This window comes from Nocardia sp. CA-290969 (genome assembly GCF_050936135.1).
Taxonomy (GTDB): Bacteria; Actinomycetota; Actinomycetes; order Mycobacteriales; family Mycobacteriaceae; genus Nocardia.
In genome coordinates this window covers 1,414,698-1,429,340 of record NZ_JBNJNJ010000001.1, presented here as the reverse complement: position 1 = coordinate 1,429,340, position 14,643 = coordinate 1,414,698, and the positions used below count along the sequence as shown (strand labels likewise).

General features: G+C 68.6%; 12 protein-coding genes. All 12 read right to left on the bottom strand.

The window, feature by feature from the left end:
- Positions 1 to 27: 27 nt before the first annotated feature.
- Complete coding sequence (gene metK / locus ACQEVO_RS06745; RefSeq protein WP_432909940.1) at positions 28 to 1,239, bottom strand: methionine adenosyltransferase; 1,212 nt, start codon at positions 1,237 to 1,239, stop codon at positions 28 to 30.
- A gap of 453 nt (positions 1,240 to 1,692) precedes the next feature.
- Entirely contained in the window at positions 1,693 to 2,946 is a 1,254-nt protein-coding gene (gene coaBC, locus ACQEVO_RS06740) for a bifunctional phosphopantothenoylcysteine decarboxylase/phosphopantothenate--cysteine ligase CoaBC (protein WP_432909938.1), read from the bottom strand.
- 44 nt (positions 2,947 to 2,990) lie between these two features.
- Positions 2,991 to 3,269 carry a DNA-directed RNA polymerase subunit omega gene (rpoZ, locus tag ACQEVO_RS06735; protein ID WP_068037227.1) on the bottom strand — a complete coding sequence of 93 codons (279 nt, stop codon included), beginning with the start codon at positions 3,267 to 3,269 and terminating at the stop codon, positions 2,991 to 2,993.
- A gap of 60 nt (positions 3,270 to 3,329) precedes the next feature.
- On the bottom strand, positions 3,330 to 3,902 hold the full coding sequence (gmk, locus tag ACQEVO_RS06730; RefSeq protein ID WP_432909935.1) for a guanylate kinase: 573 nt from the start codon (positions 3,900 to 3,902) through the stop codon (positions 3,330 to 3,332).
- Positions 3,903 to 3,922: 20 nt separating this feature from the next.
- Complete coding sequence (gene mihF, locus ACQEVO_RS06725) at positions 3,923 to 4,243, bottom strand: integration host factor, actinobacterial type (protein WP_280397019.1); 321 nt, start codon at positions 4,241 to 4,243, stop codon at positions 3,923 to 3,925.
- Positions 4,244 to 5,596: 1,353 nt separating this feature from the next.
- Positions 5,597 to 6,418, bottom strand: a complete 822-nt coding sequence (gene pyrF / locus ACQEVO_RS06720; RefSeq protein WP_432909932.1) for an orotidine-5'-phosphate decarboxylase — start codon at positions 6,416 to 6,418, stop codon at positions 5,597 to 5,599.
- A gap of 10 nt (positions 6,419 to 6,428) precedes the next feature.
- Positions 6,429 to 9,785, bottom strand: a complete 3,357-nt coding sequence (carB, locus tag ACQEVO_RS06715) for a carbamoyl-phosphate synthase large subunit (protein ID WP_432909930.1) — start codon at positions 9,783 to 9,785, stop codon at positions 6,429 to 6,431.
- On the bottom strand, positions 9,785 to 10,906 hold the full coding sequence (carA, locus tag ACQEVO_RS06710; protein WP_432909928.1) for a glutamine-hydrolyzing carbamoyl-phosphate synthase small subunit: 1,122 nt from the start codon (positions 10,904 to 10,906) through the stop codon (positions 9,785 to 9,787). The genes carB and carA overlap by 1 nt, the downstream gene beginning before the upstream one ends.
- A complete protein-coding gene (locus tag ACQEVO_RS06705) occupies positions 10,903 to 11,397 on the bottom strand; it encodes a transporter (RefSeq protein WP_432909926.1) in 495 nt (164 codons plus the stop codon). The genes carA and ACQEVO_RS06705 overlap by 4 nt, the downstream gene beginning before the upstream one ends.
- Entirely contained in the window at positions 11,397 to 12,737 is a 1,341-nt protein-coding gene (locus ACQEVO_RS06700) for a dihydroorotase (protein ID WP_432922415.1), read from the bottom strand. Before ACQEVO_RS06700 ends, ACQEVO_RS06705 begins: the two co-directional genes overlap by 1 nt.
- 152 nt (positions 12,738 to 12,889) lie before the next feature.
- The gene (locus ACQEVO_RS06695; protein ID WP_432909925.1) at positions 12,890 to 13,846 is read right to left on the bottom strand and encodes an aspartate carbamoyltransferase catalytic subunit; all 957 of its coding nucleotides are present in this window, start codon (positions 13,844 to 13,846) and stop codon (positions 12,890 to 12,892) included.
- Complete coding sequence (gene pyrR, locus ACQEVO_RS06690; protein WP_432909923.1) at positions 13,843 to 14,487, bottom strand: bifunctional pyr operon transcriptional regulator/uracil phosphoribosyltransferase PyrR; 645 nt, start codon at positions 14,485 to 14,487, stop codon at positions 13,843 to 13,845. Before pyrR ends, ACQEVO_RS06695 begins: the two co-directional genes overlap by 4 nt.
- Positions 14,488 to 14,643: the final 156 nt, after the last annotated feature.

The following is a 14,643-nucleotide window of genomic DNA, read 5'->3' as shown; positions in this document are numbered from 1 at the left end:
GTAGTTCGCGGCACGCGGGGCGCGGACCTACAGACCCGCGGCGGCGCGCAGCTTGTCCGCGCGGTCGGTGCGCTCCCAGGGCAGGTCGATATCGGTACGGCCGAAATGCCCGTAGGCCGCGGTCGGTGCGTAGATCGGGCGCAGCAGGTCCAGGTCCCGGATGATGGCGCCGGGACGCAGATCGAACACCTCGGTGATGGCGGCCGAGATACGAGCCGGATCGGCCTTCTCCGTGCCGAAGGTCTCCACGAACAGGCCCACCGGGGCGGCCTTACCGATCGCGTACGCCACCTGCACCTCGACCTTCTCGGCCAGGCCGGCGGCCACCACGTTCTTGGCGACCCAGCGCATGGCGTAGGCGGCCGAACGGTCGACCTTGGACGGGTCCTTGCCGGAGAACGCGCCGCCGCCGTGGCGGGCCATCCCGCCGTAGGTGTCGACGATGATCTTGCGACCGGTCAGGCCGGCGTCGCCCATCGGGCCGCCGAGCACGAACTTACCGGTGGGGTTGACCAGCAACCGGATATCGGAGGTGTCCAGGCCCGGGATATCGATATCGGCCAGTACCGCCTCGACGACCTTTTCCCGGATATCGGGCGCCAGCAGATTGTCGAGGTCGATATCGGCGGCGTGCTGGGTGGAGACGACGACGGTGTCCAGGCGGACCGCGCGATCACCCTCGTATTCGATGGTGACCTGGGTTTTGCCGTCGGGCCGCAGATACGGCAGCACACCGGTCTTGCGGACCTCGGTGAGCTTGCGCGACAGCCGGTGCGCCAGCGCGATCGGCAGCGGCATGAGCTCCGGGGTGTCGGTGTTGGCGTAACCGAACATCAGGCCCTGATCACCGGCACCCTGCTGTTCGATCTCGTCATCGGAACCGCCGACGCGCGCCTCGTGCGAGGTATCGACACCCTGCGCGATATCGGGCGATTGGGCACCGATCGCCACATTGACACCGCACGAGTTACCGTCGAAACCCTTTGCCGAGGAGTCGTATCCGATCTCCAGGATCTTCTCGCGCACGATATGCGGGATATCCGCGTACGCCTCCGTGGTCACCTCGCCCGCGACGTGCACCTGACCGGTGGTCACGAGGGTTTCCACGGCGACCCGGCTGCGCGGGTCCTGGGCGAGCAGGGAGTCGAGGATGGAATCGCTGATGGCATCACAGATCTTGTCCGGGTGACCTTCGGTCACGGACTCACTGGTGAATAGCCGGCTACCGGACGTGCGCACAGTTTCCCTCTTCCTCAACGGTTACTCGTGTCCCGGATATGGACCGTAGCGCACGGCTCCGGTCGCGACCCTGGACTCCCAGACTATTAGAACGCGGGGCGGGTTTGTGGTTCCGGACACCACACCGGATGGGTTTCCGGTCCGGGTGCCCCGCCACCGGAACGGCTACGGGGATTATCCGGCCCGACCGGCCCGCACAACCAGTACGAGGATCCGCCGGCGAGGGCAAGGGTTCCGATCACGGTGAACCGATTCGCCGGGCGACGCATCCGCAGCGGAACGGTGGCCGGGACGCGACAGCCCACGGCCTCCGCGCCCGGCTCGCCCGGGGCTCCTACTTCCCGGTTCGGTGTCCCTCGCCCGGGCAGTCACGTGCTGCGCTGTTCATGCGGCAGCGAGAACCCGTCGCGAGGAGGATCGCAGTGCTCGGCGATCTCCGCGAGGCCCACACGATCAGGCGCCGCTACCGTTGCCCGACGCGGCGCGCTCACGCAGGAGCGGACCCAGGGCGTCGAGGACACGGCTGGCCAGCAGGGCCTTGGATCCGTGATCGAGGGCCTGTTCGCTGCCGTCGGCGCCGAGCAACCACCCGTCGTTGGTGTCCACCTCGAACGCCTTGCCGTCGCCCACCGCGTTGACCACCAGCAGATCGCAGCCCTTCCGGGCCAGTTTGGCCCGGGCGTGGGTGATCACATCGCCGTCCTCGTCGCCGGTTTCCGCGGCGAAACCGACGATGGCGGTACCGGGCAGCTGCCCCTCGCGGCGCGCCTGAACCAATCCCGCGAGAATGTCCTCGGTGCGCGACAGCGCGATGCTGTCGGGTTCGTCCTTCCCCTTTTTGATCTTGGCGGCGGCCACCGAGGAGGGCCGGAAATCGGCGACGGCGGCGGCCATGATCACCGCGTCGGCACCGACCGCATGCTTGTCGACCGCGGTTTTGAGCTGTTCGGCGGTGGTGATGTGCACCAGATCGACCGCGGCGGGCGGCGCCATCTCGATCGTGTTCCCGGCGATCAGCGTCACCTGCGCGCCGCGCTGGGCGGCGACCCGGGCCAGCGCGTAGCCCTGTTTGCCGGAGCTGCGGTTACCCAGGAAACGCACCGGGTCCAGCGGTTCGCGGGTACCACCGGCGGTGATCACGACCCGCTTTCCGGCCAGATCGCGCGGTACCGCGTCGGGGCGTTCCAGCAGCAGCGACGCCAGGCCGAAGATCTCCTCGGGTTCGGGCAGGCGGCCCGGGCCGGTATCGGCACCGGTGAGCCGGCCCGACGCGGGCTCCATCACCGTCGCCCCGTGCGCGCGCAACGCCGCGACATTGGCGACGGTCGCCGCATGCTCCCACATCTCGGTGTGCATGGCGGGCGCGAACAGCACCGGACATCGGGCCGTGAGCAGGGTCGCGGTGAGCAGATCGTCGGCGCGGCCGTGCGCGGCCCGGGCCATCAGGTCGGCGGTGGCCGGGGCGACGACGACCAGCTCGGCCTCCTGCCCCAGGCGGACATGCGGCACCTCCGGCACATCGGCGAACACCCCGGTGTGCACCGGGTGGCCGGACAGCGCCTCGAAGGTCGCCTTGCCCACGAACTGCAGTGCCGCCTCGGTGGGGATCACCCGGACCGTATGACCGGTCTCGGTGAACCGCCGCACCAGGGCACACGCCTTGTACGCGGCGATACCGCCGCCCACCCCGACAACTACCCGCGCCATCGCGCGCCTCCTGCCCTATCGGCCGTTCACCCGGTAAGCGGGGGTTATTCGCCCTCGGTGTGCTCGAGCAGATCGCTGTGGATCTCGCGCATCGCGACCGACAGCGGCTTCTCCTGCGGCAGCGGCTCCACCAGCGGGCCGACGTATTCGAGGATGCCGTCACCGAGCTGGTTGTAGTAATCGTTGATCTGACGGGCACGCTTGGCGGCGTAGATCACCAGCGCGTACTTGGACGAGGTGCGGTCCAGCAGCTCATCGATCGGCGGGTTGGTGAGGCCGATCGGAGTGTCGTAGGCGGGCGCGGCGATATCCGTACTGCTCACTGAGGAAGCTCCTGCGGGGTCGGGGCTCGGATACGCGGCGGTCAACGGCCGCGTATCGGGCTACGAATTGGAATTCGTGCTGACGAACAACGATACCAACTGCGCACAGGCGCTGGTCACGGTGTCGTTCACGATCACGGTGTCGAACTCGTCACGTGCGGCCAGTTCCACGCGCGCGGTCTGCAGCCGGCGTTCGATCACCTCCGGCGATTCGGTGCCGCGGCTGCGCAACCGGTTCTCCAGCTCCTCCCAGCTGGGCGGCGCGAGGAACACCAGCACGGCCTCCGGCATGGCCCGCCGGATCGAACGGGCACCCTCGAGATCGACCTCGATCAGTACCGGCAGCCCCTCCGACAAGGCGGCCCGCACCGGGGCGGCCGGGGTACCCGACCGTTGTAGTCCACCGTGGATATCGGCCCATTCGAGCAGATCGCCGGCGGAGATCATCGCGTCGAACTCGGCCCGGCTGACGAACCGGTAATCGCGGCCGTCGACCTCGCCGGGACGGGGGTCCCGGGTGGTCGCCGACACGCTGAAAACCAGTTCCGGCAGCCGTTCGCGGACACAGCGCACCACGGTGGACTTGCCCACGGCCGAGGGGCCGACCAGTACAACCAGCCGACCCTTCGTCATGTTCTCGATCACCGAGGGTGTCAGGCGCCGAGATCGAATTTGGCGAGCAGCGCCTTGCGCTGCCGATCACCGAGACCACGCAACCGTCGGGTCGGCGCGATCTCCAGCTCAGTCATGATCTCCTCGGCCTTGACCTTGCCGACCTTGGGCAGGGCTTCCAGCAGTGCGCGCACCTTCATCTTGCCGATGATCTCGTCGGTCTCGGCCTGGCCGAGGACCTCTTTCAAGTCGGTGCCGCCGCGCTTCAGGCGATCCTTGAGCTCCGCCCGAGCACGGCGAGCGGCAGCCGCCTTCTCCAGAGCAGCTTGCCGCTGCTCACTAGTCAGCTGGGGAAGGGCCACGGTTCCTCCGTCTCATCGTTCTGCATCAAAACCTGCCGAACTACCCGGCAGTCTCAGCGACCGTACCCACGACGCCCCCGGATTGCGAACCCACCCCCCAGGTCAGGGCATGAATCGGACCGCGTAACGACCCCTTGCTGGAGGGTACGCATCCCTGCTTGCCCACCCCCGCACGACCTGCGCCCCGACCACGAAACACCTTTTCAGCAGCGGCTTTTGGCCGAGCGCCCCCATTTGCGGTGCGATAACCACCGCAGTTATCCACAGCCCCGCTACCCGCCGGCCGCCCTACCAGGAATTTTCTGGAAATTTTTCGCAGGAACACGTTTTCACGACCCGGCGACGACGCGACAGCCCGTGTTTCACCGTCCCCGATCCCCGAAACTGCCCCCGTCCCGGCCCGCACCGACCCCCACGCGGCACCGAGCTTTCGAGATCGGCAAACCTTTCTCCGCGCCGAGCAGCAGCACCAGTCCGGCGAGGCACCCGAAACGAGAGGTCCACCTTCCCGCCCCCGAACCGGACGCCACCGAGTCCACAAGTAACCCGGGGCTTCGCCCCCCAGCCGGTCCCCCACACAACCACGGCGCCGCCAAAGCCCAACGAGACACCCGAGGCCCACACCCCCGGAAACGAACGCAACCACGGCAGCACCGAGCCCACCGAGACACTTGCACGGCCCACCCACCCGAAACCGAACGCAACCTTGGCAGCGCCGAGTCCAGCGAGGCCCCGATGGGCGCATGACCCCCAGACTCGAACGCAACCACGGCAGCACCGAGTCCAGCGAGGCACTTGCACGGCTCATAACCCCGGAATCAAACGCAACCACGGCAGCACCGAGTCCAGCGAGGCACTTGCACGGCTCATAACCCCGGAATCAAACGCAACCACGGCAGCACCGAGTCCAGCGAGGCACTTGCACGGCTCATAACCCCGGAATCAAACGCAACCACGGCGGCGCCGAGTTCAGCGAGGCACTTGCACGGCTCATAACCCCGGAATCAAACGCAACCACGGCGGCGCCGAGTTCAGCGAGGCACTTGGAGGGTTTGGCCCGTCCCTGCGTTCAGCCCGCGAGACAATGCGGCGCAGCCGCGAGTATCGCGGGCTGAACGCAGGGACCAAGGGGGCCAAACCCCCGCGCGCGCCAGCGCGCCAAAAACACAGCACCCTCGCGGTGGGTATGCATGTGCGGCTCGGCACGATCGGGCCGGCATCCCGGCGTCCACGACCGTCCGCCCGAAACCCACTTCCGCGGCGGACCTGCGGAGAGAACCTGCGCCTCGGCGAAAAATAGCTCCGCCGTGTATCCGGCCCCTCAGCCGCCGTTCCGCCGCGGGAAACCGGATATCAGCGCAGGAAGGCGAACTCCTCCTGAAAAGCCGCCAGGCGGTCCCGTAGAGCCGTCACCGAGGGCCCCGCGCCCAGCACATCCCGCGAGACGTTCGGCAGCGCGGCGGGCCACAGAGGTTCCGCGAGCAGCGCGCGGACCGCCGCCGCGGTACCGCCCTGCGCCCCGACGCCCGGCAGCAGAATCGGCCCGTTCAGTGCGGTGAGGTCGGGGATATCGGTGAGGGTCGCGCCGATCACCACCCCGACCGAGCCCGGTGCCGGGCCCTGGTTTGCTTCCGCGGCGGCGTCGACCATCGTCTGGGCGAGCGTGCGCCCGTCCACGACCGCCCGCTGCACCCGTGCCGCCTCCGGGTTGGAGGTGGCGGCCAGGACGAAGACGCCGCGGCCGTTGGCGGAAGCCAGGTCCAGGGCGGGCTGTAGCGCGCCGAAGCCCAGGTAGGGCGATACCGTGACCGCATCCGCGCCCAACGGCCCGTCGGCGAGCCAGGTACGGGCGTAGGCGGCCATGGTGGAGCCGATATCGCCGCGTTTGGCGTCGGCCAGGACCAGGGTTCCGGAGGCGCGCAGCACCTCGATGGTGCGTTCGAGGACCGCGATGCCCGCCGAGCCGTAGGCCTCGAAGAAGGCGACCTGCGGTTTCACCACCGCCGCCACTCCGTCGAAGGCTTCCACGCAGATCTCGGCGAACGTTTCCAGGCCGTTCGCGTCGTCCGGCAGGCCCCAGGATTCGAGCAGCGCGGGATGCGGGTCGATCCCGACGCAGATCGGCCCGTGTGTGCGCCGGGCCGCGGCCAGGCGCGCTCCGAAGGTGGTCGTCATCGCCGCGTCCTCAGCCACGCAGGGCCGAATGCAGTTCCTGCAGGGACCGTACGCCCAGGCCGCCGGCGATACTGGCCTCGATGCCCTGGACGGCCGCTGCGGCGCCCTGCACGGTGGTGATGCAGGGGATGTTCTGGCTCACCGCGGCGCTGCGGATCTCGTAGCCGTCCACGCGGGGCCCGGAGTTGCCGTAGGGCGTGTTGAAGACCATATCGACTTCGCCGTCGCGGATCTGCTCCACGATGGATGCTTCCGGTGGCTCGCTTCCGTTGGCCGCGGGTACCGGGTCGGAATGCTTGCGCACCTGTTCGCAGGGAATACCGTTGCGGCGCAGCATTTCCGCGGTACCCGCGGTGGCGAGGATGCGGAAGCCGAGGTCGTGCAGCCGTTTCACCGGGAAGACCATGGCCCGTTTGTCGCGGTTGGCGATCGATACGAATACGGTGCCCTCGGTGGGCAGCGAACCGTAGGCCGCGGTCTGGCTCTTGGCGAACGCGGTGCCGAAATCGGCGTCGATGCCCATGACCTCGCCGGTGGATTTCATTTCCGGGGAGAGCAGCGAATCGACCTGGCTGCCGTCGGGACCGCGGAACCGGTGGAACTGCAGCACCGCCTCTTTGACCGCGACCGGCGCGTCGAGCGGTACGTGCCCGCCGTCACCTTCGGGCAGCATGCCTTCGGCGCGGAGTTCGGCGATGGTGGCGCCCAGCATGATCCGGGCCGCCGCCTTGGCCAGCGGTACCGCGGTGGCCTTGGAGACGAACGGGACCGTGCGGCTGGCGCGCGGGTTGGCCTCGAGGACGTAGAGGACATCGTCTTTGAGCGCGTACTGCACATTCAGCAGGCCCTTGACGCCGATGCCCTCGGCCAGCGCGGCGGTGGAGCGGCGTACGGCCTCGATATCGCTGCGGCCCAGGGTGATCGGGGGCAACGCGCAGGCGGAGTCACCGGAGTGGATACCGGCTTCCTCGATATGTTCCATAACGCCCCCGAGGAACACCTCGTTGCCGTCGCAGAGGGCGTCGACGTCGATTTCGATGGCGTCTTCGAGGAAGCGGTCCACCAGGACCGGGTGTTCGGGGCTGAGTTCGGTCGCGCGGGAGATATAGCCCTCGAGCGAGTCTTCGTCGTAGACGATTTCCATCCCCCGACCGCCGAGCACATAGGACGGCCGCACCAGGACCGGGTAGCCGATCTCGGCGGCGATCTTGCGGGCCTGTTCGAAGGTGGTGGCCGTGCCGTATTTGGGGGCGGGCAGGCCGGCCGCGACCAGGACGTCACCGAACTCCCCGCGGTCCTCGGCCAGGTCGATGGCGGCGGCACTGGTGCCGACCACCGGGACCCCGGCTTCGGTGAGCCGCTGCGCCAGGCCCAGCGGGGTCTGCCCGCCGAGCTGGACGATCACCCCGGCGACCGTGCCGGAATCGGACTCCGCCTGGTACACCTCGAGCACGTCTTCGAAGGTGAGCGGTTCGAAGTAGAGACGATCGGCGGTGTCGTAGTCGGTGGAGACGGTCTCCGGGTTGCAGTTGACCATCACGGTCTCGTAGCCCGCGGCCGACAGCGTCTGCGCGGCGTGCACACAGGAGTAGTCGAATTCGATGCCCTGCCCGATGCGGTTCGGGCCGGAACCGAGAATGATCACCTTTTCCCGGTCGGGCTGCGGGGCCACCTCGCTTTCGGCCTCGGGATCGAGTTCGTAGGCCGAATAGTGGTACGGCGTCTTCGCCTCGAATTCGGCGGCGCAGGTGTCCACCGTTTTGAACACCGGGCGTACGCCGAGCCGGTGCCGCAGCGCGCGCACGCCGCCCTCGCCGGCCAGTTCGGGCCGCAGTGCGGCGATCTGCCGGTCGGACAGGCCGTGGTACTTGGCGCGGCGCAACAGCGATTCGTCGAGCACCGGGGTATCGAGGAGTTCGCGGCGCAGCTCCACCAGCCCGGCGACCTCGGCGACGAACCACGGGTCGATTCCGGAGGCCTCGGCGACGGACTCGATGCTCGCGCCGAGCCGCAGGGCCCGTTCGACCTGGTAGATGCGGCCCTCGGTGGGGGTGCGCAGATCGGTCAGGATCGCCTTGATCGCGGCGTCGATATCGGACTGCTCCGCGGAGGCCGGCGCCCATTTCCCGTCCTCGACGGTCCAGAAACCGGTGGCCTTGGTTTCCAGGGACCGCAGCACCTTGCCCAGCGCTTCGGCGAAATTACGGCCCAGCGACATGGCCTCGCCCACCGATTTCATGGTGGTGGTGAGGGTGGGGTCGGCGCCGGGGAACTTCTCGAACGCGAACCGCGGTGCCTTCACGACCACATAGTCGAGGGTGGGTTCGAAACAGGCCGGGGTTTCCTTGGTGATGTCGTTGACGATTTCGTCGAGGGTGTAGCCGATGGCCAGTTTCGCCGCGATCTTGGCGATCGGGAACCCGGTGGCCTTCGACGCCAGTGCCGAGGACCGCGAAACGCGCGGATTCATCTCGATCACGATGAGCCGGCCGTCGGCGGGGTTGACCGCGAACTGGATATTGCAGCCACCGGTGTCCACGCCGACCTCACGCAGGATCGCGATACCCAGATCGCGCATCTTCTGATATTCGCGGTCGGTCAGGGTCAGGGCGGGGGCCACGGTCATCGAATCACCGGTGTGCACCCCCATCGGGTCCACGTTCTCGATGGAGCAGACGATCACGACGTTGTCGCGACCGTCGCGCATCAGCTCGAGCTCGTATTCCTTCCAGCCGAGGATGGATTCCTCGATGAGCACGTTCGCGGTGGGTGAGGCGGCCAGGCCGCCGCCGGCGATCCGGTCCAGATCCTCGTCGTTGTAGGCCATACCGGAGCCGAGCCCGCCCATGGTGAACGAGGGCCGCACGACCACGGGGAAACCGAGGTCGGCGACGGTCTCCCGGACCTCGTCCATGGTGTAGCAGACCTGTGAGCGGGCGCTCTCGCCGCCGACGCTCGCGACGATGTCCTTGAACTTCTGCCGGTCCTCACCGCGCTGGATAGCGTCGAAATCGGCGCCGATCAGTTCGACCCCGTACTTCTCCAGCACACCGCGCTCGTGCAGCGCGACCGCGGTGTTCAGCGCGGTCTGCCCGCCGAGGGTGGCCAGCAGGGCATCGGGGCGTTCCTTCTCGATGACCTTTTCGACGAATTCGGGCGTGATCGGCTCCACGTAGGTGGAGTCGGCGAATTCCGGGTCGGTCATGATGGTCGCCGGATTGGAGTTCACCAGCGAGACGCGCAGGCCCTCCGAGCGCAGGACGCGACAGGCCTGGGTGCCCGAGTAATCGAACTCGCACGCCTGACCGATGACGATCGGGCCCGATCCGATGACCAGAATATGTTCGAGATCGGTACGGCGAGGCATCAGGCTCCCTTCATCAGACCGGCGAACCGGTCGAACAAGTACGCGGCGTCATGGGGCCCGGCGGCCGCTTCCGGGTGGTATTGCACGGAGAAGGCGCGGCCGTCCACCAGCCGCACCCCTTCCACCGTGCCGTCGTTGGCGCAGACGTGGCTGACCTCCGCCTTGCCGAACGGGGTGTCGAACTGTTCGCCACGCTCACCTTCCAGCGCGAACCCGTGGTTCTGCGCGGTGATGGAGATGCGGCCCGTTTCGTGTTCGACGACCGGGATGTTGATCCCCCGGTGCCCGAACTTCATCTTGTAGGTGCCGCGGCCGAGCGCGCGGCCGAGAATCTGGTTGCCGAAGCAGATACCGAACAGCGGCAGCCCCTGGTCCAGGATGCCCTGGGTGAGGGCGACGGCGGTATCGGCGGTGGCCGGATCCCCCGGGCCGTTGGACAGGAACGCGCCGTCCGGCTGCAGTTCCAGGATCTTGTCCAGGCTCGTCGAGGACGGCACCACATGCACCCGCATCCCCCGCTGGGCGAACATCCGGGGAGTGTTGGATTTGATGCCCAGGTCCACCGCGACCACCGTGAACCGAGCCTCGCCCTCGGGTTCGACGGTGTAGACCTCGTCGGTGCTGACCTCACCGGCCAGATCGGCACCCAGCATCGACGGCTGCCCGGTGACCCGGGCGAGCAGCTCGGCCGGCTCGGCCAGCGCCGGACCGGAGAAGATCCCGGCCTTCATCGACCCGCGGCTGCGCAGATGCCGCACCACCGCGCGGGTGTCGATCCCGGCGATCCCGACGATGTCCTGCTGTTCCAGCTGCCCGGGCAGGGTGCCGGTGGCACGCCAATTCGAGTGGCGGCGGGCCGGGTCGCGGACGGCATAGCCGGCGACCCAGATGCGCTGCGATTCGTCGTCCTCGTCGTTCCAGCCGGTGTTGCCGATCTGCGGGGCCGTGGCCACCACGATCTGCCGGTGGTAACTCGGATCGGTGAGGGTTTCCTGATAGCCGGTCATGGCGGTGCAGAACACTGCCTCGCCGAGGGTCTGTCCGACCGCGCCGTAGGCGGTACCGCGGAAGACCCGCCCGTCCTCGAGGACCAGGGCCGCGGCTGTTGTCGTATTCGTCATTCGTCATCTCCCGTCGTTGCCCGCGCCCAGGCCGGATACACCGTTTTGTCGTCGCCGCGGAACCCGGTGTCGATCTCGGTTCCGGTCGGCAGGGTCCAGCGGATCACCAGCACGCCGCCCTCGGTCATCACCTTGCCCGCGTGCCCGCGTTCGGTCCGGATGGCGGTGATGGAGTCCTCCGGTATCCAGATCGGCGTGGCGCCGTCGCGGTCCAGCAGGATCCCTTGTTCGAAGCGGGTCAGTTCCGCTGTCGCCCGGTATCCCAGATCGCCGACCGCTATCCGGTCCTGCCAGCTCGGCGCCATGGTGCTGCCCAGGTAGAGGCCGGTGGTCGGTGGCAGGATCCGGGCGCCGGTCGCGGCCGGTACCGGCGGCAGCTCACCGATCCGGTCCTGCTGCCGGGCCGCGCGATTACGCCAGCCCCGGTACATCAAGAAGACCGCCAGCGCCCACAGCAGCACGCACAGGACTACCCAGAGCGTCCGTTCCATCAGCGGCCTCCCACCAGTGAGCCCGGTGCGGCGGCGATACCGTCGCGCGCGGTGATCCGGCCACGCAACAGTGTCGTGGTCACCCGTCCGGGCAGCGTCATCGACTGAAAGGGCGTATTGCTCGCGATACTCGCCAGCTGCTCGCCCGCGACCGTCCAGGTCGCGTCGGGGTCCACCACGACGAGGTTGGCCGGTTCGCCCACCTCGATCGGGCGACCCTGATCGTCGAGGCCGACGATCTCGGCCGGGCGTTCGCTCATCACCCGCGCCACGCCGCGCCAATCCAGCAGCCCGGGCCGCACCATGGTCTCCACCACGATCGACAGCGCGGTTTGCAGCCCGAGCATGCCGGGGCGGGCCGCCGCGAATTCGCAGCATTTGTCCTGTTCGGCGTGCGGCGCGTGGTCGGTGGCGACGCAGTCGACGATCCCGGCGGCCAGCGCCTGCCGCAGCGCCTCGGTATCGGAGCCCTCGCGCAGGGGTGGGTTCACCTTGTTCACCGCGTCATAGGTTTCCAGCCGGGCATCGGTGAGCAGCAGGTGATGCGGCGTGACCTCGGCGGTGATCGCGATCCCCTGATCCTTGGCCCATTTCACCAGCTCGACCGTGCCCGCGGTCGACGCGTGACAGATATGTACCCGCGCACCGGCGTCCCGGGCGAGCAGCGCGTCCCGGGCCACGATGGATTCCTCCGCGGCCCGCGGCCAGCCCGCGAGGCCCAGCCGGGCCGCCGTCGGGCCCTCGTGCGCGACCGCGCCCCGGGTCAGCCGCGGCTCCTCCGCGTGCTGGGCGATCAGTACGTCCAGCGACCGCGCGTACTCCAGCGCCCGCCGCATGATGAGCGGGTCGTGGACGCAGTGCCCGTCGTCGGAGAACATCCGGACCGCACTCGCGCCGGATGCCATGGTGCCCATTTCGGCGAGCTGCTCACCTGCGAGCCCGACCGTCACCGCGCCCACCGGATACACATCCACGAGCCCGACCTCCCGGCCACGCCGCCACACGTGATCGGTGATCACCTGGGTATCGGCGACGGGTGCGGTATTGGCCATGGCGAAAACGGCCGTATACCCACCGAGCGCCGCGGCGGCGGAACCGGATTCGATGGTCTCGGTGTCTTCCCGGCCGGGTTCCCGCAGATGGGTGTGCAGATCCACGAACCCGGGCAGCAGCACCTGTCCGTCGGCGGCGACGACCTCGGCACCGTCGGCGCTCAACTCGGGCCCGATCTCCCGGATCACCCCATCGGCGATCAGCACATCGACCGGATCACCCTCGCCGTAGAGCCGCACCCCGGTGATCAGAACGGTGGCAGCACCGGCATTCCCGCTCCCGCTCACGCTCACGCTGTGTCCATCGGGCGTGCGCGCGGGCCCTCCGTGGTTACGCTGCGCTGCCTCCTCCGGGCCTGACGCGCTCACGCTGTGTCCATCGGGCGTGCGCGCGGGCCCTCCGTGGTTACGCTGCGCTGCCTCCTCCGGGCCTGACGCGCTCACGCCGCGGCCTCCTGCACACCGACCAGCAGGCGGAACAGCACCGCCATACGCATGTGGACTCCATTCGTCACCTGTTGCAATACGGCGGCGCGCGGCGAATCCGCTACCGAGGAAGCGATCTCCATACCGCGCAGCATCGGGCCCGGGTGCAGTACCACGGCGTGCTCGTCGAGCAGCCCGACCCGCCGCTCGGACAGCCCGTAACGCACCGCGTACTCCCGCGCCGACGGGAAGAACCCGCCGTTCATCCGTTCCGCCTGAACCCGCAGCATGAGCACGGCGTCGGCGCCGGGCAGCTCGGAATCCAGATCCACCGACACCCGCACCGGCCAGTCCTCGACCCCCACCGGCAGCAGCGTGCGCGGCGCCACCAGCACCACTTCCGCGCCCAGCGTGGACAGCAGGAAGGCATTGGACCGGGCGACCCGGCTGTGCAGGATATCGCCGACGATCACCACGCGCCGCCCGGCGATATCGCCGAGCCGCTGCCGCAGCGTGAGGGCGTCGAGCAGGGCTTGGGTGGGGTGTTCGTGCATACCGTCACCGGCGTTGATCACCGCCGGCACCGCACTGCCCGACCGTCGCGACCAGCCCTCGAACCAGTGCGCGATCTGATGCGCCGCACCCGAGGCGGGATGGCGCACGATGAGCGCGTCGGCACCGGCGGCGTGCAGGGTGAGCGCGGTATCGCGCAGCGATTCCCCCTTGGCCACCGACGAACTGCTCGCGCTCACATTGATCACGTCGGCGCTCATCCATTTCCCGGCGACCTCGAACGAGACCCGGGTCCGGGTGGAGTTCTCGAAGAACACCGTCATCACCGTGCGCCCGCGCAGGGTGGGCAGTTTGCGGACCTCCCGGCCCAGCAGTGCTTGTTCGAACCGTTCCGCCTCGTCGAGCAGCGCGGTGGCCGCGTCGAGGTCCAGATCGGTGACCGTCAGCAGATGTCTCACTGTCCCTCCCCCTGATGCAGGAAGACGCCGTCGCGGCCGTCCTGTTCGCTCAGCAGCACCGAAACATCCTCGGTGCGCGCGGTGGGCACGTTCTTACCCACGAAATCCGCGCGGATCGGCAGTTCCCGGTGCCCCCGGTCGACGAGTACCGCGAGCTGCACGGCCCGCGGGCGGCCCAGATCCCGCAGGGCGTCGAGCGCGGAACGGACGGTGCGGCCGGAGAAGAGCACATCGTCGACCAGGACGACCAGCGCGTCTTCGACCCCGCCCTCGGGCACCGAGGTGCGCTCCAGCGGACGATGCGGTTTGCTGCGCAGGTCGTCGCGGTAGAGCGTGATATCGAGAGAGCCGAGCGCCGGGCGTACACCGGAGAATTCCTCGATCTTGTCGGTGAGCCGCGCCGCGAGCGTGGTGCCCCGGGTCGGGATCCCGATCAACACCACGCGAGGCGTCGCGGGCTCGCCCGAATCGAGGGCGGTGCGTTCGATGATCTGATGCGCGATCCGCGCGATGGTCCGGCCGACATCGGAGGGGGACAACAGTTCCCGTCCCGCCGCCACCCATTCCGGCGTATGCCGCTCAACGGGTGGCACCGCCTCGGCAGCGCCGGACGTGGTGGCCCGTTCTTCGGGCACAGCCATGCCGACCTCCTTCCCCGCCTCACCGGACGGTCCGTTAAAGGATGTCTTACGCCGAGCAGCCTATCAGCCCGCAAACGGCACTTTTCACCAGGTGAGGGCGCTGAACAACCTGTGAGCGCCGCCACTCTCACAGGGAGGCGCGTGCGGTGTGAGGAC

Excerpts from the sequence above, each read along its gene's own strand:
- coaBC (WP_432909938.1), bottom strand. The coding sequence starts at position 2,946 with ATGGCGCGGGTAGTTGTCGGGGTGGGCGGCGGTATCGCCGCGTACAAG.
- gmk (WP_432909935.1), bottom strand. The coding sequence starts at position 3,902 with ATGACGAAGGGTCGGCTGGTTGTACTGGTCGGCCCCTCGGCCGTGGGC.
- pyrF (WP_432909932.1), bottom strand. The coding sequence starts at position 6,418 with ATGACGACCACCTTCGGAGCGCGCCTGGCCGCGGCCCGGCGCACACAC.
- carB (WP_432909930.1), bottom strand. The coding sequence starts at position 9,785 with ATGCCTCGCCGTACCGATCTCGAACATATTCTGGTCATCGGATCGGGC.
- carA (WP_432909928.1), bottom strand. The coding sequence starts at position 10,906 with ATGACGAATACGACAACAGCCGCGGCCCTGGTCCTCGAGGACGGGCGG.
- ACQEVO_RS06705 (WP_432909926.1), bottom strand. The coding sequence starts at position 11,397 with ATGGAACGGACGCTCTGGGTAGTCCTGTGCGTGCTGCTGTGGGCGCTG.
- pyrR (WP_432909923.1), bottom strand. The coding sequence starts at position 14,487 with ATGGCTGTGCCCGAAGAACGGGCCACCACGTCCGGCGCTGCCGAGGCG.